The sequence below is a fragment of the Shewanella sp. M-Br genome (assembly GCF_036245925.1).
GTDB classification, from domain to species: Bacteria; Pseudomonadota; Gammaproteobacteria; order Enterobacterales; family Shewanellaceae; genus Shewanella; species Shewanella oncorhynchi.
In genome coordinates, this window is sequence record NZ_BJBV01000008.1 from 126,655 (window position 1) to 153,447 (window position 26,793).

Sequence of the window (26,793 nt, forward strand, 5' to 3'; positions counted from 1 at the left end):
TTGTGAAGACAAAACTATCGATCGCTATCTCTGCTGCACTACTCTCAAGCGCAGCTATTGCTAACAGTGAATTTACATTTAAACCTTACTCACCCGAGATCACATCTCACGATAAATTTAGCAAACCTAAAGTGGCAACAACAAATTTAGGTGCACCACAACGTTTTATTGTTGAAATGGAATCTCCTGCACTCGCTAAATACCAAGGTGGTATTGGCTCGTTTGCTGCAACAGCTTCAGCAAAAAAAGGTCAAAAAATCAACGTACAGTCAGCTGAAGTAAAAAGCTACACCAATCATCTTACAAAAGAGCAGAACAATTTTTCTTCTGCTCTAGCTAAAACAGTACCTAATGCAAAAATAGAACGCCATTTTCAAACATTATTTAATGGTGTCACTGTTGTTGGCCAAGGATTAACCGCTGAAAAACTGGCTCAAATGCCAGGTGTTAAATCAGTCTATCCAGAAACCATGTATGAAATAAACATGGATGCTTCTCACCAAGTTATTAATTCCCAAGCAATGTGGGAAGCAGTTTCTGGGATGGAAAATGCAGGTAAAGGAATTAAAGTCGCAATCATTGATGGTGGCATTCGTCCTGAAAACCCCATGTTTACTGACGCAGGCTTTACCGCACCAAGTGGAAATTTACCATCGGATGACTATTGCTCGACTGTTGATGCATCTTTCTGTAATAACAAACTAATCGTTGCGCGTTGGTCACAACCTACATTCCCTGTTTGCGCTGATGAATACATGAGCCCACTCGGTTTTGGTGGCCATGGTACTCACGTAGCAGGAACCGCCGTTGGTAATAAAGTATCAACAACCTTCAAAGAAATCCCTGTTGAGTTATCAGGCGTTGCTCCAGCTGCATACTTAATGGTTTATAAAGCTCTTTATAGTAAAGCTGACTGTACTGGTGGTAGTGGTTCAAACATCATGTTAATGGAAGCCTTAGAACATGCTGTTAATGATGGCGCAGATGTAATCAACAACTCATGGGGGGGGAGTGCTGGTAGTGATCCAGCTAGCAGCCCATACAAAACCATGTTTGAAGCTGCAGAAGCTGCGGGTGTTGTTGTAGTTAGCGCTGCCGGTAACGATGGTAATGGTCCTCAAACTATCGGCTGCCCTGCTTGTATTGAATCAGGAATAACTGTTGCTAACACTACAACAGGGCGTTTTTTCGCTAATAGCTTTAATACCGGTGGTGATGATTTACTTGCTATCCCAAGTTCTGATGCAGTGCTCTCAGAAGATATTACCGCTCCAGTGATTGCGGCCGTTAATTTAGATGCTGAAAATGCCAATGGTTGTGATGCCTTTGCTGCTGATTCGTTCAAAGATGGCATTGCATTGATTTCTCGCGGAACATGTAACTTTTCATTGAAAGCAACAAACGCAAAAGCTGCAGGCGCTAAAGCCCTTGTAGTTTATAACAATGCGGCAGGTGCGCCGACGACTATGTCTATGCCTGGCGAACCATTCCCTGCAGTTATGATTACGAAAGATGCAGGTTTAGCTGTAATCGAAGCAATGGGAGATACTGCAACAACTGGTACTATAGTTGCAAAAACTAAACGCATCATGGTTACTGAACTTGCTGATAATCTAAATAGCACCAGTTCACGCGGTCCTGATGGCAACCAAAATATTCTTAAACCGGATATCGCAGCACCTGGTACCAACATTCTGTCAGCTTTTTCTCCTGATGATGGTGGTGAAGACTTTAATATGATCTCTGGCACCAGTATGGCAAGCCCTCATGTTGCAGGTGCAGCAGCTCTTATGAGCCAACTGCACCCAGAGTGGAGCGCAAATGATATAAAAACGGCTCTCACTTCTACGGCTAAATATGAAGACATTCTCGATGATGATGCAACAACCCCAGCAACTCCATTTGACATGGGTGCAGGTCGCATGGATTTAGATGCTGCAGCCAAGGCAGTATTAACCTTTGACAAACCTTCAATTGCTTCAGACTCTTGCGTTGGTCCATGCACCTTCACTCGTACTGTCTATAACAAAAGCGATGCAACGACATCTTGGAGCTTATCAACTTCATCAGATAGCACAGGCATCACAGTATCCCCCTCTACCTTAGAACTTGCCGCAGGAGCCTCTGCCACGTTTACTGTAACCGTTGACTCAACTTTCGCTGAATATGGCGAGTGGATCTTCGGAAACATATTAATCAACAGCACGGAAGGGTTACAAAATGCTCATTTACCTCTAGCTGTTTTAGCTAAAGAATCAAGTAATGCATCCTTAATTTCTACACTTACAACCAAAACAGATATTACTGCGAGTGATGTGATCCCATTGGTTGCAACTGTGAACAATAATGTATTTGCAAATACAGTCACAGTAACAGCGCAAGCGCCTAAAGGTACTAAACTAACCTCAAAAGATGATGTAAAAGTCACTTTAGCAGGTGCAACACAAAATGGATTGCAGGTAAATGAAGATTTAGGGGTTGTCACATGGGTAGGCCAACTAGATTTACCTAAAATGGCAACAACAAAAGGTGCTCAAAGATTTCCAAGTATCGTTGGCTTAGGTGTTGTCCCCGTTACTTGCCCTGAAGGCTGTGATGAACAAGCCTTTACTTTTACAGTTCCAAGCTTTAAATACAACGGTGTGAGCTACAGCAAAATAACAATCTCAGACAATGGATTAGCGATTGTTGGCGGCGGAAGTGCAAGTGGTACTTTTGCAAATAAACAATTACCAGATAGTGGTAACCCAAATAATATCCTTGCTCCATTCTGGTCTGATTTCGACTTATCAGATAAGTCTGTCGGCGATACTGGTGGTGGTGATTTAGCCGTTGGTGTATTCACTGATGGCGCTGGGGTGAAATGGTTAGCTTTAGAGTGGAATAAGGGCAAACTCTATGGCGATACATCAGGTAACGCTTATACATTTAGTATTTGGATTAGGACAGGTGATACTGAAGAGGTTGTCTTTAACTATATCAATATTCCAAATATACCTGCAAACGTCACTATTGGTGCTGAGAACGTAGGCGGTACTATTGGGACGACTTATAACTTTAATGGTACAGGTGGCAGCATTGCAACTGGTGATGCACTAACCTTAAAAAATACAACAGCAGGAAATGTCACTATTAACTACGATGTTAAAGCAACAACTCTCAATGTTGGACAAGCCGATGTAATTGAAACCAACGAAGAAGCTTTAGTCTCAATTGATGTCTTACAAAATGATACCAAACCAGATATGAAAGTTGCTCGAGTATCAATTACAGGTGATGGCATTACGGCAAACGCCCAACGCATTATTGATATCATGCCAAAAGGTGTATTAGGCAGCTTAGCTATTGTACAAGCACCTTCACACGGCACTGCTTCAATCAATTCCGCAGGTGGAATTGATTACACTCCAGCGAAAGATTATTTCGGTTCAGATATGCTTAGCTATACATCTGCAGACGAAGATGGCAATACTGGCGAAGCTACCACCGTAACGATCGACGTAAAAAATGTGAATGATGCTCCAGTTGTTGCACCACAGCCTCAAAGCGGTGTTGCAGGAAATGCAATCACACTAAAACCCAATCCGTTAGACGTTGATGGAGATGTTTTAAGTTATGTTTGGGCTCAAACAGGAGGAAAGACCTTAGACTTTACTCCAACAAACGAAAACATAACTGTTACTCCATCTGAAGCAGGAACTTACACGTTTACCGTAATAGCGAATGACGGAAAGCTCCAAAGTAATCCAGGAGAACTAGTACTAACAGTTAAAAGTAAACCTGATAGTTCAGGTGGCGGTGCTCTAGGTTGGCTAACCGCCTTATTGTTACCACTGGCGGCAATGCGTCGTCGTATGAAGTAACGAGTTGTTGACACTAAAAAGGGAGCCTTAATGGCTCCCTTTTTCTATTACGCTCTAAAGAAATATGTCTAGGAACGCAGGCCGATTCCGCGCGAGACTAAGTAATACGCTAAGGTCCAAAGTGTGACACAGAAACCGATCATAATGGCGATGGACAATGACACGCTGATGTCGGCGAAGCCTAAAAAGCCATAGCGGAACACGTTGATCATATAGACCACAGGATTGAGTGCCGACACACCTTGCCAGAAAGGGGGCAAGAGTGACAGGGAGTAAAATACACCGCCAAGGTAGGTTAATGGGGTGAGCACAAAGGTAGGGATGATACTGATATCATCAAAACTCTTTGCAAAAACAGCGTTGATTAATCCACCCAGTGAAAATAACACTGAGGTTAAAAACACTGTCATTACCACTAAACCGGCATGATGCAAGCTAATGTCGACGAAGAACATGGCCACAAGCGTCACTATTAGGCCGACACACAAACCGCGCGCCACGCCGCCACCAACATAGCCAGCAATCAACACATAATGGGGCACAGGAGCCACCATCAGCTCTTCTAAATTGCGTTGAAACTTGGCACTGTAAAATGAGCTCGCCACGTTCGAGTAAGAGTTAGTGATCACCGACATCATGATCAAACCTGGGGCGATAAACTCCATATAAGATACGCCGCCCATCTCTCCAATTCGGCTGCCGACTAAGTTACCAAAAATCAAAAAATACAAAGTCATGGTAATCGCAGGCGGCACTAAAGTCTGGATCCAAATTCGCGTAAAACGATTGATCTCTTTACTTAAAATACTTTTAAAGGCAATAAAGTAGAGCTGATTCATGCGGAGGCTCCTTGAGTTTTCTTCACGAGTTCAACGAAGAGTTCTTCTAACCGATTAGACTTGTTACGCATCGATAGCACTTCAATATTGGCTGCGCTCAATTGGCTAAAGACATCGTTAAGATTATGCTCTTTCGCTACATCCACCTCTAAGGTATGAGAGTCGGTTAAGCGACAAGCCATGCCATCGAGCACGGGGGCCGTTCCAGTATCGCGACGAAGATCGAGAATAAAAGTCTCCATATTCAGCTTACTCAGCAACGCCTTCATGCTAGTGCATTCCACTAAAATACCTTTATCGATAATGCCGATATTACGGCAAAGCATTTCCGCTTCTTCAAGGTAATGAGTGGTCAGGATGATCGTCACGCCCTGCTGGTTTATTTGTTTAAGAAACTCCCACATAGAGCGGCGCAGTTCAATATCCACACCTGCGGTAGGTTCATCTAAAATCAATAATTTAGGTTCGTGCATCAGAGCGCGCGCAATCATTAACCGTCGCTTCATCCCGCCGGATAATTCCCGCGAAGGGCTATTGCGCTTTTCCCACAGATCCAGTTGGCTTAAGTATTTTTGGGCACGCTCAAGGGCGATAGGTTTTGGCACACCATAGTAACCCGCTTGATTCACCACAATTTGCAGCACGGTTTCAAACTGGTTGAAGTTAAACTCTTGTGGCACTAAACCAATGCAGAGTTTGGCGTGTTCTAGCTGCTTATCGATATCATAATCAAAGACTTTGACCGTACCTGAACTCTTCTGCACTAAGGAGCTAATAATACCAATCGTGGTGGATTTACCCGCACCATTGGGGCCGAGCAAGGCAAAGAAATCCCCTTGATTGACGGTGAGGCTGATGCCTTTAACCGCTTCGACGCCGCCTTTATAGGTTTTTTTAAGCCCTTCGAGTACCAGAGCATGGGTAATATTCGCCATATTTGTACCGATCCTTACACATTAGAAAGTAATAAGATGGTGCTAAAAAACACAATTACAATGATAGGTTGCAGAACTAAAGCAAAAAATTAGCTAATTGATTGAAAAGAAAATCTTTAATGATTCAATCATTAATACTTTTTATATTGCCGCAAAAAGCAAAACTCCCGCCTGTTGCGGGAGTTTTAAACTGTATCGGACACTTAATCGAGTGATACGACTTTGGCGATATAAGGTAGATTGCGATACTGCTCGGCATAATCAATACCATAACCTACGATAAACTCATCAGGGATAGTAAAACCGATAAAATCGACCTTCACATCCACTTCTCGACGCTCAGGTTTATCCAACAGGGTGCACAGTGCAAGACTCTTAGGCTCCCGCAGTAACAACATCTCGCGCACTTTGCTTAACGTATTACCTGAGTCAATCAAGTCTTCCACAATCAATACATCGCGACCGGCGATATCTGATTGCACATCTTTCAGCACTTTCACATCCCGTGAGCTGGTCATAGCATTGCCATAACTGGAAACCGACATAAAATCGATTTCAACATGGCCTTTAATGCGGCGACACAGGTCAGCCATAAAGACCACTGAGCCTTTTAACAAGCCTACCATCAGCAGACGTTCGCTGTGGGCATAATGGGCATTGATTAGCTCTGCCATTTGATCCAATTTCTGGCTTATCTCTTCTGCAGAGATCATCACTTCGGTGGTGTGTTTCATATAAGTCTCAATTGTCGAGGTCGCGGTTAGACTGTTTGTCATAACCCCAGCGACTCGTTAATGCATGGTCAACGCCCAAATGATCGAGAATTCGAGCGACCATGAAGTCTACCAGATCTTCTACCGATTTGGGATTGTGATAAAAGCCGGGTGCAGCGGGCATAATGGTCGCGCCGAGGCGAGAAAGGCTTAACATATGCTCTAAGTGTATGGCACTAAAAGGAGTTTCCCTAGGTACTAGGATAAGTTGGCCACGCTCTTTAATCACCACATCAGCGGCGCGTTCGAGTAAATTATTACTCATTCCGGTAGCAACTGCCGCTAATGTCCCCGTTGAGCAAGGACAAATCACCATTTGTTTAGGTGCAGCGCTACCCGATGCTGGCGGCGAAAACCACTCATCTTTGCCTAATACCACTAACTCGCCAGCAATAATCACGCCTTTTTCGTGCAGCAAAGCCAACAGTTGGGCATGGGCTTTGTCACTGTTGGCGCTTAACTGTAAGCCGTGTTCCGTCGCCAATACCACTCGAGCGGCACTGGAGATCATCAAAAACACTTGATAACCCGATACCAACAGACACTCGAGTAACTTAAGCCCATAGGGAGCACCCGAGGCGCCCGTCCAAGCTAAACTAATCGCCTTAGTCGACTTTGCGTAGCCCATCTTAGCTAACCTGCTCTACAGTTGAAGCCTGTTCTAATGCGGCCAGCAGCTTCTTATGTAACCCACCAAAACCGCCGTTACTCATCACCACTATGGTGTCGCCTGCTTTGGCGGTTGCTGCGACTTTCGCGACCACATCATCAATTTGATGTAACACAGTCACAGGGATCACCGCCGCTTCCATAGCTTCTTTCATATTCCAGTCGATGGTATCGGCTTGATATAAAAAGGCTTCGTCGGCTTGCATCATAGAAAAAGCTAAAGTGTCTTTATGGACACCGCTCTTCATGGTATTTGAGCGCGGCTCGAGTACCACAGTAATCTTGCTCTGCCCAACCTTAGCCCGCATGCCTTTTAATGTGGTCGCAATGGCCGTCGGATGGTGGGCAAAATCGTCATATACGCTCACACCGTTAACGGTTCCGAGTAATTCGAGTCGACGCTTAGGTGGCATAAACTTAGCTAAAGCTTCAATTGCAGCACTCGGCTTAACGCCCACGTGACGTGCGGCAGCAATGGCCATCATGGCGTTTTCAATATTGTGTTGACCAATCAAATCCCATTCGAGAATACCTTGGGACTCGCCATCAAAAAATACTTCAAAGCGATGGCAATCATCACTTAACGCTTTGCCATACCAACCGCTGGTCGATTCGGCTGAATGATAGGTTTCTTGCTCACTCCAACAACCCATATCAATCGTTTGCTTAACGGCATGGGAATCGGCGGGCCAAATGATCTTGCCTTCACCAGGAACGGTGCGAACTAAGTGGTTGAACTGCTTTTGAATCGCAGCCAGATCGGCAAAAATATCGGCATGATCGAACTCAAGATTGTTGATCACTAAGGTACGTGGATGATAATGCACGAATTTCGAACGTTTATCGAAGAAGGCACTGTCGTATTCGTCGGCCTCAACGACAAAGAAAGCGGTCTTGCCTAAACGTGCCGACACACCAAAGTTTTGCGGTACGCCACCGATTAGGAACCCAGGCTCATAACCACAATCATCTAAAATCCAGGCTAACATGCTAGATGTCGAGGTTTTACCGTGAGTGCCAGACACTGCCAGCACCCAACGCTCTGGCAAAATATGATCGGCTAAAAACTGCGGGCCAGAGGTATAAGGGATGCCAATGTTCAACACGGCTTCCACACAAGGATTACCCCGGCTCATGGCATTACCAATGACAACTAAGTCAGGATAGTGCCCAGCTTCACCCAGCTGGCTAGGATCAAAACCTTGAATAAGCTCAATGCCTTGGTCCTCTAGTTGCGTGCTCATTGGAGGATAGACATTGGCATCCGAGCCCGTCACTCTGTGCCCTTTGGCCCTAGCCAATAACGCTAGACCACCCATGAAGGTTCCACAAATTCCTAAAATATGTACGTGCATACCGCTCGCTCTGATGTGTTGAATTCACCGCCATTCTAATCCATCGGGCGACAGATTGGCAGGTAACAATCGGGGAAAAGCACAGCAATCACAAATGACAGCTTCTAATCAGTGGATTTCACATTCGAGTTGCAGAACTGAGATTTTTAGATAACAGGTCAACTAACACAAGGCCAAAAACTGTCGCAATAGAGGTACTAACGTAAGTCACGGTAGAGCTGAGCGTGCTGGCTACGGTGGCGACTAAATAAGAATTGACGCAACGCTTCACGCTCTTCGGTTTCGGCCTGAAACTTAACGAAGGCCAGACCTTTCTCGCTACGAATAGGCTCGATATCGACGCGCATAGTCTCGCCATTGGGCAATTGTAATTGCAGATCTTTACTGCCTAACAATTGCTTAAATTGCTGCTGTGATTTAGCACGGATGGCCATGCCAGAACTGGATAACGAGGCAACAGACCATTGCTCACCTTGATCGTGGTCGAATATCCACACATCATCGGCCTGAGTTAACCGCCAACTGCGCTCCACTCCCGAGGCATCTAGCACTTCAGGCACACCTAAAGTAGGCTGAAACTGTCCAAAGTCATCCACTTTCATCAGTAGTGGAAACCAGAGTTTATAGGTCCCGACTTCGGCCAATAGAGTGAGTTTTGCCTTACCGAGAATCGAGGCGATAACTTGCGGCACTTCAGTTGTGACTGTGAGCACGTGATTGACTAGGGGATCGTTAGTCAAGGCTGTGCCCACACGAGTCGGCGAAAAAAGTTCGCTAAAACAAGCAAGCTCCTCCGCGGATAATCGAGGTTCATCCATCATGATAAGTCCTCCCGAGTTAAATTCCTTCCCCCAAAAAGTACCACCAAAGTATGGGATTGTACATTTTTACACCAAAACAGTGGCAAAAAACGGAATATAGGCTAGCAAGGCTAAATTCAAGACTCTATTAGCCATTTGCGCTATTTAACTTGGAAAATGCAGTGGATTGTTATTCCTCGCTTTTTAAACTGCTGGAAGGCGGAGCAAACAAGATACGTAATCGTTGTTTAACACTCAAGCCTGTCGCGGTAACCTCAGCAAACATGTCTCGCCATTCGCTAAAAGTCACTTTAAAGGGATTAAAACTATTCACTGGCTTAGTAATGCCGTAAATCACAGTCTCCACTTCGGGCTCAAAGGTACCAAACAGCTTGTCCCAAATAATCAGCACGCCCGCATAGTTCTTATCTATATATTGGGGATTACGACCGTGGTGCACCCTGTGATGTGACGGTGTATTGAAGACCCATTCCAGCGGTCCGAGTGATTTAATCGCTTGGGTATGCACAAAAAATTGCAATCCCAGATTGAGTAATACCACAAACACCACCCAGTTTGGATCGAAACCTATGACCACCAGCGGTAACCAAAATACCCACATGCCTGCAAAGGGATACATTAAACTCTGACGAAACGCCGTGCTAAAATTCATATTCTCAGAGCTATGGTGCACCACGTGAGCCGCCCACATCCAGCGGACTCTGTGGCTCGCCCTGTGGAACCAGTAATAACAAAAATCCTGCGCGACCATCAAGGTAATAAAGCTCAATGGGCCCATTTCAATATCGAATAACTTCCAACCAAAAATCGCCAAATACAGCTTAGCGATCAGCAAACCAGTGAGTAAATCAGCACCTTGATGCATGGCCGCGAGGCTGAAATTACACAGCACTTCTTGGCCGCGATAACGTGCACTTAACGGTAGCTTTTGTCTTTTATCGCCAAAGTACCATTCCAGCAAAATACACACAAAAAACAAAGGTGCAAGCACCAGCAGTAACAATTCTGGGTGCTGGATCAGCGAGGCGATATCCATATAAGATCATCCTGTTCTATTTTTATTTTATGATTATTTTTATTGTTACTTTTATAAAAACTCTAACTGCATTCTATAAACCGCATTCAACGCCACAACGCAGGCAGCTGCGATCCGTTAGTAGCCGTTAGCTACCAGCGGGCATAATGATCTTCGGCGAGTCCCAGAACATTATTTAACTGGTAACTGTGCCCTTGATTATCGGTAATCGTGCCGCTGAAATGACCGATGAATTGGCGGAAATTACTCTTAAGCAAGAGCAAATTACGCTTTTCACTGCGACAATTGCGCGCCGCAAACTGCAAATCCACTTGGCCATTTTGACTGTAGACTCGCCAAACCTCGGCGCCGAGCGTGGCATGGCGATCAAACTCAAATTGCACTGGCCCGAGTAAATGACGCTCGCCATTAATCCAAAAGACATTTTCAGTAGCCCCAGTTTCATTAACACCCGCCGCTAAATTAAGCCCCATAATGCCCTCATGGATCCGCGCGTTAATTGACGCCCAGCGCCAACTGGTATCACGGCGCATGTAACCCGCTGAAAAATCATAGCCTGCTAAAGCTTGATTCAGCGGCTGCGGCTCATGACCCACAGTCAAACTACCTTTAACGGTCAAACCATTATGCTTTTGTGTGTAAGTCCAGCCGTTGTATCCAGTAGGACTACACATGGCCATAGGCAAACTTAAGGGGGCTGAGTGTAAAGTAACATCGGCTTGAATGTTCTTAGTATCAATGATTAACCGCCAACCGCCCTCTACAATCTCAAAGCTTAACTGCGCCCCTTTACGGCCAATACTACTTCGGCCCTCGGCTGGCGATGGCGTAATTTGATAGCCAAACCTCAAAGGTTTTAACCAATCAAGCTGGGTGAGTGTGTTGGTTTTTATATCGTATAAATAACAAAAAGCACTGCCGACGTAGGCAATATCGGCAAGCGCGATGCCTAGGACATAACGCGGCGTGACCAAAGAGACAAACTGAAATTGTTTATAATCGAAATGCTTAGCCCACGCTGAAGCAGGTTTATCCATGGTATCGAAATAGGCAAAGTCCGCTAAACCTAAGGTTTTGACTATGCCATCGAAATGACCAAAATGGGGTAACCCCTTCGGATTGATCAGGTTATCTGGGGCGATTTGCGTTGCTATCGTTAACATGACTAAGCCTTACAAAAAAGACGCGGGAGCATCTATGCTCTCTCATTCTAAACATCGAATTTTTACTCTAACCTGTCCCCCATTGCATTAAAAGAGTGCAAGGACAAAATGTTGTCATTTTGTTGCCAGTCAGTATTCGGTTTAATGTTTTAAATTCCTTGTTTGTAAAACGATTAAAGCGCCTAAAGGCGCTTTAATCGTTGGATAAGGAAAGATTAGAATCGGTAGCTAATACCAAAGTTGATCCCCTGTAATTCAAGCTCTTTCATCGGGATATATTGGTATTCCAAATTCAAACCGAATCCTGACTTAAATCGATATTGCCAGCCTGCAGCGCCATAAAAACCGACATCATCCGAGTCCATATCTTGTTTATCTATCTCATAGCTGACTTGAGTGTAAGCAGCGCCTAATTTGGCATACAAGCTGTTACCACGAGACAAAGCATACTCACCGTAAGCCGCGGTTCTAACACCTTGGTAACGTAAATCTTTTATCTCACTGATGACGCTAACAAGCGCACTCGCCACCCCACCTGAACCCGCTAAATAACCCGCCTCAAACCCAAAATGCTCGTTGAGCATATAGCGGTAATATAAGTCGCTGGTTAAGGTGTCACCCGCATCATATTTACCGTTCTTAGTTTCAAATTCTTGGGTACCGTAACCTAAACTACCACCCAGTATATGGGCAGAATCGCCCGCGAGCGCATTGGAGCTCATCAGGCCTGACGCCAGCATCAGGCCAACAAATAACGAAGTGAATGATATTTTTTCCATATTTAACCTGCCTTCCATGCCTTGTAACTATGCGAATAAATGATGTGAATGCACAGAAAACACGGATGTGAATAATGAGCACAAGATATTAGCAATAAAAGCTGTACCTCAACTGAATCACGGTGTTCTGTGGCATCAAAAGTGATTTCTGGTATGCTGTAGCCACTTTTACTTGTACGAGAGATCCCATGAAACGGCTATTACTGACCTTGACTTTCCCCCTGCTGTTCGCGGGCTGTGCCAGCCAAAATCCGACTCATATGGCTTTCAGCCCTCAAGTGCCCAATATCAGCCAACAAACGGCGCAACTTGTACCTATCGCTCTTGAAACGGTAGATACACGCACAGTCGATTATGTTGCTCGTTTTATTGAAGAAGGGACAAAAACACGTTTAGTTGGCCCGAGCGAACCGCCTAAACTGTTACTCGATGAAGTATTCCGCGCAGGTTTTGCTCAAGCGGGCTACCAAATCGACCCAAGCGCAAGTAATTCAGTGCAAATTCAATTAGAAGAATTGCAAATGGATATCACTAAAAAGACCTTTGGCTATGAGGCAAAACACAGTGTGTTAATCGCAGTTCAAGCCAAAAATTCCACCCAAGAGCTGGTAAAACGCTATAAAGCCAAAGGCACTTTAAAAGGTCCTTTAACGCCCGATTTTGCAACCTTAGAACTGGATATGAACAAATTGCTCGGCCAACTTACCGGCGAGATTCTAAACGATCCTGAGCTTAATCAGTTTCTACAAAAATAACAGCGTCAGTTTATTATAAGGAAATCAATATGCTCCGTTGGATATCAGCCCTCTTACTCATCTTTATGAGTCATCATAGCCTCGCACTCGACATTCAGGCCGATACCTTGTATCCCAGAGTCGAATTTGATACTAGCTTAGGCAAAATAGTGGTCGAGCTAGATAGAACTCGTGCACCAATCACTGTCGATAACTTTTTAACTCATGTCGTTAAAGGCGAATACGACAACACAATATTTCACCGCGTGATCAGTGACTTTGTGGTGCAAGGCGGCGGACTCACCCCCAAGTATGAAGAGCTCCCCGAGGGTAAGCCGATAGTCAACGAATCAGGAAATGGCCTAACAAATAGCATGGGCACTATCGCCATGGCACGTGAAAACGAGCCGCACTCAGCCACTCGTCAGTTCTACTTTAACGTAGCCGACAACACTAAACTCGATCCCTCTAAACGTCGTTGGGGTTATGCCGTATTTGGTGAAGTGATTGAAGGTAAAACCGTCCTCGAAGCTATGGCTGTCGTTGAGACCGGAACTAACACTAAGCTCAATTGGCCCGATGTTCCTGTTACCCCTATCATATTGAAAAAAGCCAAATTATTACCAAAACAGTAATCAAAATATAATTTCGAGCAAAAGCGCTAATTTTGCATCTATACTGTGATAGTAAACAGAAAGGAGGCAAACGATGACGGCAACTGAGTTCATCGATAATAAAGCGCCCCAACTCGCCTTCTATGGAAAAGCGTTTTTGAGTGAAGAACTCGACTTCCATGAAGTGCAACTTTACTTATGGGACACGTTAGAAGAATGGCAGCAACTGAATTCGACTGGCGAAGCGCAAACTGAAACTGAAAAAGTGTTTTGGCACTTGCTCCACAGCTTTAACAGGTGGCCTGACTGTGTGATCCGCGGTAATCAATATCTGCGTAAGCAAGTAAATGATTGCTGTGACTACCTGAGTTTAGGCGGCCGAGTGCCGCAGGGATGCATCGGGATAAGACCTTAAGTTCAGCATTCCTATCGATAAAAAATGGCCCTGTAATAGGGCCTTTTTATTTCGTAAACAAATTCCTCGTGTGTACATTATTACGCTCTCCTTACTATCAAGATCAATGCTGGCGATAAAGATAAGCGATAAACTTTTAGCTACAAGCAGTTAACTCTCGAGCCATATTCAACCATCTTATAGTGCTAAACGGGACTCCAAAGTAAAAGGAATACCATTAGCCCTTGAACCCTATGGCACCTTACCCGTAAGCTAAGCGGATTAAACACTTAGACTCATGCCTATGTCCGCAACAGGTTTTATTCAACGTACACTCGATGCCCTCAGTGTCTATTATCACAAGCGGGTTTTGATCCTGTTATTACTGGGTTTTTCTGCTGGTCTACCATTAATGCTGGTATTTTCAACGTTATCCTTTTGGTTGCGTGAAGCTGGTGTTGATCGCACTTCAATCGGTTATTTCAGCTGGATAGCCTTAGCCTATGCGTTTAAATGGGCTTGGTCACCCTTAGTCGATCGGCTTTCATTGCCGCTGCTAACTCGATTTCTAGGCCGCCGCCGTAGCTGGATGCTGTTCGCTCAGTTGTTATTGGTTGGTGCCATCTTAGGCATGTCTTTTAGTGACCCTCTCAAAGATCTCGAGCGCTTGGCACTGTTCGCGTTAATGGTCGCCTTTGCCTCAGCCACCCAAGATATTGTTATTGATGCCTTTCGGATTGAATCAGCCCCAGAAAAGATGCAAGCCGCACTAGCAGCGGCCTATCAAGTGGGTTATCGCAGCGCCATGATTATCGCCACCGCAGGTGCTCTAACCATAGCGGCTTGGGTTGAACCCGGTAACACGGCATACAACTTAGTGGCATGGCAAACTTCTTACCTGATTATGGCGGGCTTGATGTCTGTTGGGATTTTGACCACGCTTTTTAGCCGCGAACCCGAAGTCGATACCCGCGCCGCCGATGCCACTGAATTAGCGCTAAAACAACGCTTAAGTGCACGTTATCCTAGAATTATCGCAGCGGGCATATCTTGGGTATATACGGCCAGTATTTTACCCTTTATCGACTTTTTCAAACGCTATGGCCGCAGCGCTATCCTTATCTTATTACTGATTTCTTGCTACCGGATCTCGGATATTGTGATGGGGATTATGGCGAACGTCTTTTATGTGGACATGGGATTCACTAAGGAAGAAATTGCCTATTTGAGTAAAATCTATGGCCTGATCATGACCTTAGTCGGCGCAGCCTTCGGCGGTGTTTTGTTAGCCCGCTTCGGAACTATGAAAATCCTTTTCCTCGGTGCCTTACTGGTTGCCGTAACCAATCTGCTATTTGCGTGGCAGGCAGTGATTGGCTACAACGTGCCCTTTTTAACCTTTGCTATTTCCGTGGATAACTTCAGCGCTGGGATAGCCACGGCGGCATTTATTGCCTATCTCTCGAGTCTCACTAGCAACGGCTACAGTGCAACGCAATATGCCTTACTGTCTTCGATTATGTTGCTTTTCCCTAAATTTATCGCGGGCTTCTCGGGCGCTTATGTCGACGTATTTGGTTATGTGAACTTCTTTGTCGCCGCCAGTGTTATTGGCTTTCCGGTGTTGTTTTTGGTTATCTTAGTCAACAAGTATGCGCCGCATCCAAGCACATCATTAATGGATGATTCATCAAAAAGTGCACCAACAAACTCGGATTAAGGTCTCATAGCACTTATGTCATCAATATAAAAAAGCCCTCACACCTTAGTGTGAGGGCTTTTACATTTAAAGACGAAATGGCAAACGCGATACTGCATCACGTTAAACCAATTCTGCTCGATTAATCTTTAAAGTTATCAAATTGGAAAGGCTGGCCTAACTCAGACTCACGTGCCAACGCCATGACAGCTTGTAAATCGTCACGTTTTTTACCTGTAACTCGTACTTTCTCGCCCTGAATAGACGCTTGCACTTTAAGTTTGCTGTCTTTAATTAGCTTGACCAGTTTTTTAGCAATTAAGGTTTCTATACCTTCTTTAAACTTCACTTTTAGGGAGAAGGTTTTACCGCTGTGGATGGCTTTCTCATCGACTTCCATCGAAGACGGATCCACATTACGTTTGCTCAGTTGCATACGTAAAATGTCCACTAATTGTTGGCATTGGAAGTCATCTTCAGCGGTTAACGTGACCACATGGTCCTTATATTCGACGTCAGCCGTTTTACCGCGGAAATCGAAACGTGTCGCCAGCTCACGCTTAGTATTATCAACCGCATTACGCAGTTCAACTTCATTCACTTCTGACACAATATCCATTGAAGGCATAATTTTTTATGTCCCATATCAAATTAATATGCAGCTAGTTTACCCACACACAGGCCTAAGTTGAAGGTAAAGCCTAGAATAAAAGCGTAATCATGGGTGACTTTAGCCACACATTTTCCTATCATTGCCCCACTCTAAGCTAATACAAACATATTTGTGATAACTAAAAATACCCTATTTAAGCTGGCTTTAGCCGTAGCCTTTGTCGTGATCAGTTATCTGGTATTTTCCAGACCAACCTATTCGCAAAGTATCCCGAATATCGACAAGGTCGGCCATCTTGGGAGCTTTTTTTGCCTCTCCTATCTCACCTATCTTGCTTTCAAACCTAAGTGGTATTGGTTATCTCTCACACTGGCATGCTACGCCATTTTAATTGAGTTAGTGCAATCACGTTTGCCCTACCGTAGCGCTTCTGTGGGTGACGTTATTGCCGACTTTTCGGGTATTGCACTGTTTTACTTTTGCAATTGGGCCTATGGCAAATACTTCCGCGCAGCGCAATTACGAGAAGATTAACTCAGGTGCTTCAAACTGGTACTGATAACAGATACCTTAAGGCTACACATATGACTCATGCAGTGAACATAAATCGCGTGGTGGATATTGCGATTTTAGGTGCTGGTGCCGTTGGGCAGCTTATTTGCCACCAACTGACAACAGCGGGCATGAGTGTTGGTCTTATCGGCCGCGATTCAATTGCATCTATACAGCAGACACTTAGTGTCACTCCATTAGCGCTGGCCAATGATAATCAACAGAAAACACACGCACTCCAGTATTCTGTGCCTATCTTAGCGGCCAATGCGCTCGATAATATCCGCCTCGTGATTGTCTGCGTTAAAGCCTATCAAGTGCTCGATGCGCTCTCCCCCTTACTCAAGCAACTGCCTAGCCAATGTCATATTTTGTTATTACACAATGGCATGGGGCCTCATTTAGCGCTAGCACCGCTGATTAATGCGCAAGCCAATGGCAGAGGGCTAAGCCTAGGGACAACGTCTCAAGGGGTGTTACGCCAAGCCCCTTGGCTGATTAAGCAAACCGGACAAGGGCTGACTCAGCTGGGGCATTTCACAGGCGCTGAACTGACGGAGCATTATCGCAACGCTTTGCTGGCTGCCATCCCGAGCAGTGAATGGGTCGATACGATTGTGCCTTGCCTGTGGCAAAAACTCGCAGTCAATGCCGCCATCAATCCGCTCACGGCGCTATATCAATGCCCCAATGGCAAACTAGCTGAGCCAGATTTTAGTGAAATGATTAAGGGTATTCTCGATGAGTTAGTCCTAGTTGCCGCACATGATGGCGTGTCGCTTGATAAATCATTTTTGCACGACAGGGTCTACCAAGTGATCCGCCTAACAGCTGGGAACTTCTCGTCGATGCACCAAGATATTGCGCATCAAAGGCGAACCGAGATAGACCAAATTAACGGCTATATCTGTGAGCGTGCACAAGCACACGGTTTAAGTGCGCCAGTCAATGCCGAGCTTTGGGCGCGAGTCAAACAGCTAGCAGTTTAAGCGAGCACAACTAGCCTAGTTCAATTAAAGTTAACCTAATGTTTAATCAAGATAATCTGTAAATCACGATTTAATTCCCCGCATTCATGCAGCGCATTAAAACGCTGACTCCCCTCGCTTTATATTCACTCGACACTATCTGCACTGATACTTGCCAGCAGAACTCATCTTGCACCAATAAAACGCACCAAATCAGGGCGGTTTGATTCTGTTTTGCACCGTTTTGCATCAATTCATGATGCTATTTCGGTGCGACTTAATGTTAACGCAATGATAATAAATGCTTTGTTTATATGGCCTGATTCCTGCTTTATTCCAATAAATTGAGTCTGAAGTTTGTTGGAGAGAAAATTGAAACTGGTCACCGCAATCATTAAACCGTTCAAATTAGACGATGTACGTGAAGCCTTAACTCAGCTCAACGTCCATGGCATGACAGTCACTGAAGTGCGCGGCTTTGGCCGCCAAAAGGGCCATACAGAATTGTATCGTGGCGCCGAATACGCAGTGGACTTTTTGCCTAAGATGAAACTCGAAGTCGCCATTCACTCCGATCAAGAAGAAGCCGTTATCGAAGCCATTATTGCCGCTGCCCATACGGGTAAAGTGGGCGATGGCAAAATCTTTGTGACCGAACTCCAACAAGTCGTGCGCATTCGCACTTCGGAAGAAGGAGTGGATGCCCTATGATACTAGCGAACTTCAGACTCAGTTTTAAATATCTATCGATATTATTCAGTATGTTGGCGACCAATGCTGTCGCCGATGAGGGTCAGTTCAGCGCAGCGAATACTGCGTGGATCTTAAGCTCATCCGCGCTGGTGTTGTTGATGACCTTACCCGGATTAGCCTTATTTTACGGCGGTTTAGTACGCAGTAAAAACGTACTCTCGATATTGATGCAGTGCTTCTCTATCGCCGCCCTTGTCTCAGTTTTATGGTTTGCCATAGGTTATTCGCTCGCCTTCGATGCGGGCAATAGTTTTATCGGTGGCTTAGGTAAAGCATTACTGTCAGGCATTGGCCGCGATAGTCTCAGTGGGGATATTCCTGAGCCCCTGTTTATGCTATTTCAAATGACCTTTGCCATCATAACGCCAGCTTTAATCATCGGTGGCTTTGCCGAGAGGATGAAATTCTCAGCCGTGCTCATCTTTTCAGGGGCTTGGTTATTATTGGTTTATGCGCCGATCACCCACTGGGTGTGGGGCGGAGGCTGGTTAGCACAGCTAGGACTGTACGATTTCGCGGGCGGAACCGTAGTACATATTACAGCCGGAGTTGCAGCGCTCGTGGCGGCTAAAGTACTAGGTCCGCGCAAAGGATTTTTAAACTCGGCGATTATGCCGCACAACCTGACCATGACAGTCACAGGTGCGGGCATGCTGTGGGTCGGTTGGTTCGGTTTTAATGGTGGTAGCGCACTCGGCGCCAATGGCACCGCTGCCATGGCGATTTTAGCAACTCATCTCGCCGCTTCTATGGGCGCGATGACCTGGGCAGCAATTGAGTGGATTAAGTTTGGTAAACCCAGCGCCCTTGGCATAGTCACCGGCATGGTAGCAGGCTTAGGCACTATCACTCCGGCGTCTGGTTATGTTGGCCCAGCGGGTGCATTAGTGATTGGTTTACTCGGCGGGATCGTGTGTTTTTACTCAACGGTTTATATCAAACAGAAACTTAAGATCGATGACTCCTTAGACGTTTTCCCCGTACACGGGGTTGGCGGTATTCTCGGAACTCTTTTGGCCGGCGTGTTTAGCTCGACCCAATTAGGCGTCTTTAGCGGCTACGGTTTTGCAGCCGTGAACGAAACCATGATAGACCAACTTGGGGTACAGATTATCGGGGTCGCGGCAACATTCACTTATACAGCTGTGGTCACTTGGTTGCTATTCGTGATCATCCGTAAGCTACTTGGCGGCCTTCGTGTCAGCACAGAACAAGAAGTTAACGGCTTAGATTTATCGGAACACGAAGAAACTGGTTATAGTCTTTAATCAGAACCTCGAGCCAGAACCTTTAGTTAAGACAGTTCAATAGCCATAAGGGCACCAAGGCGCCCTGATGGCTGACTTACATCATGATGCTACTTTTTGAAATGTTCGACTAACCATAACTTTAAATCCGCCAGCTTCATCGGCTTAGCAAAGAGATAACCTTGTAAAAAATGGACTTGGCGACTGGTCAAATAGTCCGCCTGCTCCTGCGTTTCAACCCCTTCAGCCACCACCACATAATTCATCTTGTGGGAGAGCTCGATAATGGTATCGAGCACGTGGGAAGTCACAGAGTCCTGCCCTATGGTATCGATGAAGCATTTGTCGATTTTCAAGTAATCCAATGGCATGGTTTGTAACAAAGATAAGGTTGTTTGCCCAGTACCAAAGTCATCGATAGCCACTAAAATCCCCAACTGGCGTAAGCTTTCAATGCGCTGGCAAATATCCGGCGTTAATAATTGCCGTTCGGTGATTTCGATTAAAGGCTTAACGCCAATACGATCCAAAGAATCCCGCAGATGAATAAATTTCGACTCGATATCATCTTGGGTGAAATGCTCTGGCGCCACGTTGAACGCGACTCTAAAGCCCGATTCAACCCTCATATTAGCAAAATCTTTTAATGCCTTTTCGAAGATATAATTGGTCAATGGAACAATCAACTTGCTCTCTTCGGCGATAGGAATAAACAAATCAGGCCGCACTAAGCCCATTTGTGGGTGCTGCCAACGCACTAATGCCTCGACTCCTTTGGCCTTGCCGTCCTCAGCACAGATAACAGGTTGATAAACCAAAAAGAACTCTTCGTTCTCTATCCCGCTACGAATATCATCAGCAAGGGAGTGACGAGATAACCGTGAATAGAGCACAAACAAGATAGAACCAGTAATCAAAATAATGCTAAAGGGTAGTGAGATGGCAAAAAATATCCAAAAAAAATGCCTAAAAAAAGCAGGTGACATTTCTAGTAACACTGAAAAATTGTGCTCATCAGAATCTAAAGTCATTACCTCATTTTTGATAAATCCGAGTGACTCTGGAATCGTTTTTCCATTGATGGATAAAGCGACATTGATAACTGCGCTGGGAAACACATCGGGCTGTACAAAGGAATCTACTAAATATTTCCCTTCAATAATCACAGCGGCGCCGTGTTTAGATTTAGGATCCCATTTAGATGACACTATCGCGGGCACCTCAGGCATAAAAGGCGTGCCCGCAATAATAAACTGATTAGATATTTCAAGATTTTCGGTAACACTAACAATGCTCAGGGGAATATCAATATCACCGGTTTTAGATGAGCAATAAACGCGTTGTGAATCAAATATTAAAGCCGAACGAAAGTAAGGTTGGAACAACATATAGTTGTATAACTCTTGACACTCAGAATCCTTCAATGCCAATGCATAATGGCTGATTTCATCGGCATGAGAGATCAAAGTATCTATGTGATCTACATAAATAGCCCCCACACCTTTGACTTTATCTTCAACAAAATACTGTGCAGAAAGATAACTTGCGACAGCAGCAATTCCAATTGGAAACAATATGACTGCCAGCCATTGCCATAATGACAGATTTAATTTTGCTAACTTTTTTCGCATATATCCTTAACTCGCACAGCGCTCGGTTAAAAATGGTATCAAAATCTATGGAGCAAGACGTGTGTATATTTGTATCTCAGCGAATGTTTGCTTGATATAAACACACTGAATCGAGTTCTATTTTAGTCTAAAAAACCAGCATACCTTCTATTAATTTAGTCTATTCCCACATCACCAAAATAGCGGCGATAGCGATCAAGACTAACCCTAGCATATCTTTTATCTTTACTTTTTCCTTCAGCCAAAAGGTGGCAATCAAGATCATAAAGAAAACTTCAACTTGGCCTAAGGTTTTAACATAGGGCACAGCCTGCAACGACATAGCACTAAACCAACCGATAGAACCTAAACAACTGGCGGTGCTTGTCAGTAAAGTCAACTTAGGTCGTTGCCATAATGCTATCAGCGTAAATTTATCCTTAAGCAACAAATAACTGACTAACAGCGAAGTCTGTAGGCCTATCACAAATAACAACACCCAAGCTGCGCTATGGGGAAAACCCACATTCAAACATAAACTCGCCTCTCGTACCCAAAGCGATGTCAGCGCAAACGAAGTACCGCAAGCCAAACCAATCAATACCGTATTGAGCGACAAGCTTCGAAGGCCTTGTTTGGCACTCATGAGAAAAATTGCCACACCACCCAACAACACTCCCGACCAACCTAAAAGGGATAAATGCGTCCCAAAAAACACTGTGCCTAAGATCGCCGCGACCACAGCTTCACTCTTGGCTAGCCCAGCACCAACGGCAAAGTTCTGTTGCTTGAACAGTTTCACCATCAAGCCCGTCGCGAGGATTTGCATCGCCGATGCTCCAAGAATAAAACCGATAAAACGGTCGCTAAAATCGGGGATTCCGACATCCTGCCAAAGATATAAGCTTGCCAGATACACGGCGGCAATCGGCCCAGCCCAAATAAAACGCGCTAAGGTCACGCCCGCAACACTCACTTCTTTACTCAGCTGGCTTTGAAACGCATTACGCCAAGCCTGCATAAATGCCGCCAGCAAAGTGAGTAAGATCCACATAAAGGTATTCCGTAAAGAATCTGGTCGGCTATAAACAAGATTGTTAGGCAAAGCCCATCATAAAACATTAATGTTTCAGATAGCTACAGAGCTATACCAATCACATTCCTCGACTGAAAAACAAAAGCCCCGAACGAGTCGAGGCTTTAGGATTAAGTCACTAATTCATTAAGTCTTAGCTTGCGATTACTTACTGGTATCGATTGGCTCGAAGGATTTCACCAAATCGTCGATCGCTTTCATTTGCTTCAGATAATTTTCTAACTGATGTAAAGGCAGCGCACATGGGCCATCACACTTAGCGTTATCAGGATCGGGGTGCGCCTCAATAAATAGACCCGCTAAACCCAGCGCCATACCACTGCGTGCTAACTCGGTTGCCTGTGCACGACGTCCACCCGCTGAATCTGCACGACCACCAGGGCGTTGCAGCGCATGGGTCGCATCAAAAATCACTGGATAGCCAGATTGCTTCATCTCATCCATGCCCAACATATCAACGACTAAGTTGTTATATCCAAAGCTTGAACCACGTTCACACAAGATGATCTCGTCATTACCCGCTTCGTTAAACTTAGTGATGATATGGCGCATTTCATGTGGTGCTAAAAACTGTGGCTTTTTCACATTGATGATAGCGCCAGTTTTTGCCATCGCGACAACCAAATCTGTCTGGCGAGCTAGAAATGCAGGTAACTGAATAATATCAACTACTTCTGCCACTGGCGCACACTGATGCACTTCATGCACATCGGTGATCAAAGGTAAATTAAAGGTCTTTTTAATCTCTTCAAAAATCTTTAAGCCTTCCTCCATACCTGGACCGCGGTAAGAGTTGATCGAAGAACGATTCGCCTTATCAAAAGACGCCTTAAATATATAAGGGATCCCCAGCTTTTGAGTCACTTCGGCGTAGGTTTCAGCAATCGACATAGCGAGATCGCGAGACTCAAGCACGTTCATGCCACCAAACAACACGAAAGGTTTATCGTTGGCAATCTCGATTGAACCTAGGTTTATGATTTTATTACTCATCGCAACTTCTCTCTAAAATGCTGGAACCTTTCCCAGCGGTGAATAGGAGCTAAGGCGGTTATACCGCAACTAACTGTAAAATTTGACCACAAATCCATGCCATATAGGTTCCTAACGCATAACCTAATACGGCTAACAGTACGCCCACGGGTGCTAAAGCGGGGTGAAATGCCGCCGCAACTACAGGGGCTGACGCAGCGCCACCCACATTCGCTTGGCTGCCTACGGCCATATAAAATAACGGGGCTTTAATCAGCTTAGCCACCAATAACATAAAGCTTGCGTGAACGATCATCCACACAATACCAATTAAAAAGTACAATGGCGTATCGAGCACCTTACTCACATCCATATGTAGACCAATGGTCGCAACTAAGATGTAAAGGAAGGCTGAAGCCACTTTTGATGCCCCCGCCGCCTCTAAATGACGCACTGGGCTGAATGACATCGCCAAACCAATCGTTGTGACTATCACCACTAACCAGAAGAATTTAGAGGTTAAACTGTAATCTGCGGTCCAAGGATAGTTCACTTCAAAAAATGGCCCCAGAAAATCAGCGGCAATATGAGCAATACCTGTGATACCAAAGCCTACAGCGACAATCAGCATAAGATCGCGCAGATTAGGAATGCGTGCATTTTCAGCGTGATACTTTTCAACTTTATCTTTTAACGCTTCAATAGCAGAAGTATCCGCACCGGTTTTAGCATCGATCTCTTTCGCTTTTGAGGCCAGAAACAGCAGTACTGCCATCCAAATATTGGCGACTATCACATCGACTGTCACCATCACAGAGAAAATATTACCGCCCACGTCATAAATCTCTTTCATTGCAGCTTGGTTTGCGCCGCCACCAATCCAGCTCCCCGCTAAGGTCGTCATACCACGCCATACCGCATCGGGGCCATCGACCCCAATTAAAGAAGGTTCAATAACCGACACCAGCAACAAGGCGATAGGGCCGCCGATAACGATACCGACAGTGCCAGTTAAAAACATGATCAAAGCTTTCGGCCCTAAACTTAAAATAGCTTTTAAATCAACGCTTAAAATCAATAAGACTAAACAAGCTGGCAGCAAATAACGGGATGCTACAAAATACAGTTGTGAGGTATTACCATCGATTACCCCAAAGGTATTCAGTAACGATGGCAAGAAATAGCACAATAAAAGGGCGGGAATAAAACGATAAAACTTCTGCCAAAAAGGATGACTACTGCTACTGGTATAAAATACAAAACCTAGAATTGTCGCGAGTATTCCTAACGCCGTGGCATCGTTCGTCACTAAAGCCGTGCTTGTCATGCTAATTTCTCCCTGTCGATACAGTTATTATTTTTATTAGAGACTTAACTTTTAAGTCCCTGGGTCAAACTTCCATCTGCCCAGTGTTATTATTTTTGCGGATTGAATTCGTTAATAAAAGTTGAATAAATAAGAAGAGCCCCGAAAGGCTCTGCTTTAGTGATAAACCTCGGCGTGTTCGTTTAATTCTTTGAGCTGCATCTTCACTATCTCGATCACGGGATCGTGAGGACTATTATCAACAAAATGCTGCAGATCGGCGGCGGCCACATTAATACAACCCAACTGCTGTGCAATAAATGCCCGCTCACGATTCAAATGCACATCGTCAACATGCCATTGCAACAGCAGGCTGCAACACTCCATCGCTGCCTCAAATTGATGCGACACTATGCAACCCGCCTTAAGCTCATGCAGCATACGCGTCAGCAGTTTTTTCACCGTTGCAGGCTTTAAGTAACTTGCCTTAAGCTCAGCAGCATTACCTAACTCGCCGCGCACTAACACGTGCAACTGGTGACGGGTGAGTTCCTTGCCCGTTAAAGGATCCAAATAACTCACTTCACCGCCAATCTTACAACGCAGAACCGTATTGCCAGGTAGCAATATGGGGTCGAGTTCAAGATCTAACTGCTTCGCCAGCAACATCAATACCGTCGCCAGCGTTGTACTATTACCTTGGCGACTAATTAAGCAAGTACCTAAATCTGCCGCCTCGGTACTGAAGTAGTTCTCACGAACACAAAAACCTAAATCCTCGTAAAACCAATGCAACAGCGCATTAAAACGCTGTTGTTGATCAACCAAGTAATGACTTAATACGGCTCCCGCCATTTCAAACCAAGCCCATTTAGCGGCTTCAAGTTTAGAAAATCCAAGGTGCGCACCTACATCCAATGCCGACTCGGGCAATGAAATGCCATCTTGCAGAGTGTAGTTACCCATTAACCCAATAATACCGCTTGTTTAAAATGAGCCAATTTAGCAGCATAAACCAACCAACCTATCGCGCCTAAGTAAGCAAACACTTTAAACAATTTGTTTCTATTCGCTTTTATGGCAATGGCGCCTAGGACAATGTAAGCAACTACAGCACCGATTTTTTCGGTCATCCAAGGATCCACAAAAGGAAATTGCTGGATCATAAAACACAAAGTTAAGCCCGACAGCAGTAGGAAAGTGTCGATAACATGGGGCGCTATCTTGAGCAGTTTCTTCTCCATCAGAGCCGATTGGCGCAGATGCAGGACAAAGCGAACAGTAAGCAGTAACACGCTCAACGCGATAAAGGTAAAATGCAGATGTTTAACCGCAGGATATAGACTGTAAAAAGTTTCCATTACGATACTTATGGCCAGTGACAAAGGCGCTAGTTTACCCTAATCCTTGGCGGCATACCAATGCCTATCAGCCTAGATATTCAGAGCTAACATCATAAAAAATCAAACGAGAAGTGACGATGAATTTAAGCTTAATTAACGATGAATCAACCGAGTTCGCCGACGCTATAAAACAAAAAATTGTCGAGTTCAACCAAGTCCAATGGCAGGGGCTTAGCCGTAAAAATCTCGGCCTCAAATTACAAGATACCGAAGGTAAACTGTTAGCGGGAATAAGCGGCAAAACCTTCGGCAATTGGTTGTTAATCGATTATCTGTGGGTCGATGATTCTTTAAGACACCAAAGTATAGGCACGCACTTATTGTTAGCCGCAGAAAGCCAAGCAAAAGAACGCGGCTGCCAATTTGCCCTACTCGATACCTTAGATTTTCAAGCTAAGCCCTTTTATGAGCGCCACGACTATCGCGTGCAGTGGATACAACAAGCCTACCCAGAAACTGGCAGTAAATTCTTTATGGTAAAAGTGTTGTGATGTTTAAGGTAAGCGGTCATAACCGTCCCAATGCTTAGGCTACCATTTCTGATATCTAACTCAGACCGTTTCAATGAACTTGAGCTAATTGCGAGTGGTTAATGATTT

The 26,793-nt window shown here is 44.9% G+C and carries 26 protein-coding genes; 10 read left to right on the plus strand and 16 right to left on the minus strand.

The genetic code is table 11. The features are described from left to right. Positions 1-2 precede the first annotated feature (2 nt). A complete protein-coding gene (locus tag AAA952_RS08755) occupies positions 3-3,863 on the plus strand; it encodes a S8 family serine peptidase (RefSeq protein WP_113939931.1) in 3,861 nt (1,286 codons plus the stop codon). Between the two features lie 68 nt (positions 3,864-3,931). Here AAA952_RS08755 and AAA952_RS08760 read toward each other — a convergent pair whose 3' ends face one another. The 9 genes from AAA952_RS08760 to AAA952_RS08800 all read right to left on the minus strand — a co-directional run bounded on the left by AAA952_RS08760 (position 3,932) and on the right by AAA952_RS08800 (position 12,194). Continuing rightward, complete coding sequence (locus AAA952_RS08760; RefSeq protein ID WP_338256155.1) at positions 3,932-4,702, minus strand: ABC transporter permease; 771 nt, start codon at positions 4,700-4,702, stop codon at positions 3,932-3,934. Continuing rightward, positions 4,699-5,637, minus strand: coding sequence for an ABC transporter ATP-binding protein (locus AAA952_RS08765; RefSeq protein ID WP_113939775.1), 939 nt, complete (start codon positions 5,635-5,637; stop codon positions 4,699-4,701). The genes AAA952_RS08760 and AAA952_RS08765 overlap by 4 nt, the downstream gene beginning before the upstream one ends. 203 nt (positions 5,638-5,840) lie before the next feature. Then, the gene (hpt, locus tag AAA952_RS08770) at positions 5,841-6,371 is read right to left on the minus strand and encodes a hypoxanthine phosphoribosyltransferase (protein WP_338256159.1); all 531 of its coding nucleotides are present in this window, start codon (positions 6,369-6,371) and stop codon (positions 5,841-5,843) included. Positions 6,372-6,378: 7 nt separating this feature from the next. Next, positions 6,379-7,038, minus strand: a complete 660-nt coding sequence (locus tag AAA952_RS08775) for a flavin prenyltransferase UbiX (RefSeq protein WP_338256161.1) — start codon at positions 7,036-7,038, stop codon at positions 6,379-6,381. Position 7,039: 1 nt separating this feature from the next. Then, positions 7,040-8,434, minus strand: a complete 1,395-nt coding sequence (gene mpl / locus AAA952_RS08780) for a UDP-N-acetylmuramate:L-alanyl-gamma-D-glutamyl-meso-diaminopimelate ligase (RefSeq protein WP_338256163.1) — start codon at positions 8,432-8,434, stop codon at positions 7,040-7,042. A gap of 197 nt (positions 8,435-8,631) precedes the next feature. Then, complete coding sequence (locus AAA952_RS08785; RefSeq protein WP_338256165.1) at positions 8,632-9,255, minus strand: hypothetical protein; 624 nt, start codon at positions 9,253-9,255, stop codon at positions 8,632-8,634. Positions 9,256-9,424: 169 nt separating this feature from the next. Beyond that, positions 9,425-10,291 carry a sterol desaturase family protein gene (locus AAA952_RS08790; RefSeq protein ID WP_338256167.1) on the minus strand — a complete coding sequence of 289 codons (867 nt, stop codon included), beginning with the start codon at positions 10,289-10,291 and terminating at the stop codon, positions 9,425-9,427. A 131-nt stretch (positions 10,292-10,422) separates the two neighbouring features. Beyond that, complete coding sequence (locus AAA952_RS08795) at positions 10,423-11,454, minus strand: DUF2804 domain-containing protein (protein ID WP_338256169.1); 1,032 nt, start codon at positions 11,452-11,454, stop codon at positions 10,423-10,425. Positions 11,455-11,669: 215 nt separating this feature from the next. Then, positions 11,670-12,194 carry a porin family protein gene (locus AAA952_RS08800; RefSeq protein ID WP_409437975.1) on the minus strand — a complete coding sequence of 175 codons (525 nt, stop codon included), beginning with the start codon at positions 12,192-12,194 and terminating at the stop codon, positions 11,670-11,672. 227 nt (positions 12,195-12,421) lie between these two features. Here AAA952_RS08800 and AAA952_RS08805 point away from each other — a divergent pair, with 227 nt between their 5' ends. The 4 genes from AAA952_RS08805 to AAA952_RS08820 all read left to right on the plus strand — a co-directional run bounded on the left by AAA952_RS08805 (position 12,422) and on the right by AAA952_RS08820 (position 15,695). Further along, entirely contained in the window at positions 12,422-12,988 is a 567-nt protein-coding gene (locus tag AAA952_RS08805) for a YajG family lipoprotein (RefSeq protein ID WP_263203674.1), read from the plus strand. Positions 12,989-13,017: 29 nt separating this feature from the next. Then, complete coding sequence (locus AAA952_RS08810) at positions 13,018-13,602, plus strand: peptidylprolyl isomerase (RefSeq protein ID WP_028761870.1); 585 nt, start codon at positions 13,018-13,020, stop codon at positions 13,600-13,602. 73 nt (positions 13,603-13,675) lie between these two features. Further along, on the plus strand, positions 13,676-13,996 hold the full coding sequence (locus AAA952_RS08815) for a hypothetical protein (RefSeq protein ID WP_028761869.1): 321 nt from the start codon (positions 13,676-13,678) through the stop codon (positions 13,994-13,996). 283 nt (positions 13,997-14,279) lie between these two features. Continuing rightward, complete coding sequence (locus AAA952_RS08820) at positions 14,280-15,695, plus strand: AmpG family muropeptide MFS transporter (protein ID WP_338256175.1); 1,416 nt, start codon at positions 14,280-14,282, stop codon at positions 15,693-15,695. Between the two features lie 121 nt (positions 15,696-15,816). On the opposite strand, the gene AAA952_RS08825 is transcribed toward AAA952_RS08820, so the two are convergent. Then, entirely contained in the window at positions 15,817-16,302 is a 486-nt protein-coding gene (locus tag AAA952_RS08825; protein WP_006080274.1) for a YajQ family cyclic di-GMP-binding protein, read from the minus strand. 156 nt (positions 16,303-16,458) lie between these two features. Here AAA952_RS08825 and AAA952_RS08830 point away from each other — a divergent pair, with 156 nt between their 5' ends. The 4 genes from AAA952_RS08830 (at position 16,459) to AAA952_RS08845 (ending at position 19,828) form a co-directional block, all read left to right on the plus strand. Beyond that, a complete protein-coding gene (locus AAA952_RS08830) occupies positions 16,459-16,821 on the plus strand; it encodes a VanZ family protein (protein WP_338256178.1) in 363 nt (120 codons plus the stop codon). 50 nt (positions 16,822-16,871) lie between these two features. After that, on the plus strand, positions 16,872-17,828 hold the full coding sequence (locus AAA952_RS08835) for a ketopantoate reductase family protein (protein ID WP_338256181.1): 957 nt from the start codon (positions 16,872-16,874) through the stop codon (positions 17,826-17,828). 351 nt (positions 17,829-18,179) lie between these two features. Further along, on the plus strand, positions 18,180-18,518 hold the full coding sequence (locus AAA952_RS08840) for a P-II family nitrogen regulator (RefSeq protein ID WP_006080270.1): 339 nt from the start codon (positions 18,180-18,182) through the stop codon (positions 18,516-18,518). After that, the gene (locus AAA952_RS08845; RefSeq protein ID WP_338256184.1) at positions 18,515-19,828 is read left to right on the plus strand and encodes an ammonium transporter; all 1,314 of its coding nucleotides are present in this window, start codon (positions 18,515-18,517) and stop codon (positions 19,826-19,828) included. The genes AAA952_RS08840 and AAA952_RS08845 overlap by 4 nt, the downstream gene beginning before the upstream one ends. An 89-nt stretch (positions 19,829-19,917) precedes the next feature. On the opposite strand, the gene AAA952_RS08850 is transcribed toward AAA952_RS08845, so the two are convergent. The 6 genes from AAA952_RS08850 to AAA952_RS08875 all read right to left on the minus strand — a co-directional run bounded on the left by AAA952_RS08850 (position 19,918) and on the right by AAA952_RS08875 (position 26,152). After that, positions 19,918-21,438: an EAL domain-containing protein gene (locus AAA952_RS08850; protein WP_338256186.1), complete on the minus strand. Its 1,521-nt coding sequence runs from the start codon at positions 21,436-21,438 to the stop codon at positions 19,918-19,920. A 160-nt stretch (positions 21,439-21,598) separates the two neighbouring features. Further along, positions 21,599-22,471: a DMT family transporter gene (locus tag AAA952_RS08855; protein ID WP_338256188.1), complete on the minus strand. Its 873-nt coding sequence runs from the start codon at positions 22,469-22,471 to the stop codon at positions 21,599-21,601. Positions 22,472-22,657: 186 nt separating this feature from the next. Continuing rightward, entirely contained in the window at positions 22,658-23,506 is an 849-nt protein-coding gene (gene kdsA / locus AAA952_RS08860) for a 3-deoxy-8-phosphooctulonate synthase (RefSeq protein WP_105250144.1), read from the minus strand. A gap of 58 nt (positions 23,507-23,564) precedes the next feature. Further along, complete coding sequence (locus tag AAA952_RS08865; protein ID WP_105250145.1) at positions 23,565-24,812, minus strand: DUF819 family protein; 1,248 nt, start codon at positions 24,810-24,812, stop codon at positions 23,565-23,567. A gap of 156 nt (positions 24,813-24,968) precedes the next feature. Then, complete coding sequence (locus AAA952_RS08870) at positions 24,969-25,757, minus strand: SirB1 family protein (RefSeq protein ID WP_113939759.1); 789 nt, start codon at positions 25,755-25,757, stop codon at positions 24,969-24,971. Beyond that, the gene (locus tag AAA952_RS08875) at positions 25,757-26,152 is read right to left on the minus strand and encodes a SirB2 family protein (protein ID WP_006080263.1); all 396 of its coding nucleotides are present in this window, start codon (positions 26,150-26,152) and stop codon (positions 25,757-25,759) included. The genes AAA952_RS08870 and AAA952_RS08875 overlap by 1 nt, the downstream gene beginning before the upstream one ends. 119 nt (positions 26,153-26,271) lie before the next feature. Here AAA952_RS08875 and AAA952_RS08880 point away from each other — a divergent pair, with 119 nt between their 5' ends. Next, complete coding sequence (locus AAA952_RS08880) at positions 26,272-26,685, plus strand: GNAT family N-acetyltransferase (RefSeq protein ID WP_168824765.1); 414 nt, start codon at positions 26,272-26,274, stop codon at positions 26,683-26,685. Positions 26,686-26,793 lie beyond the last annotated feature (108 nt).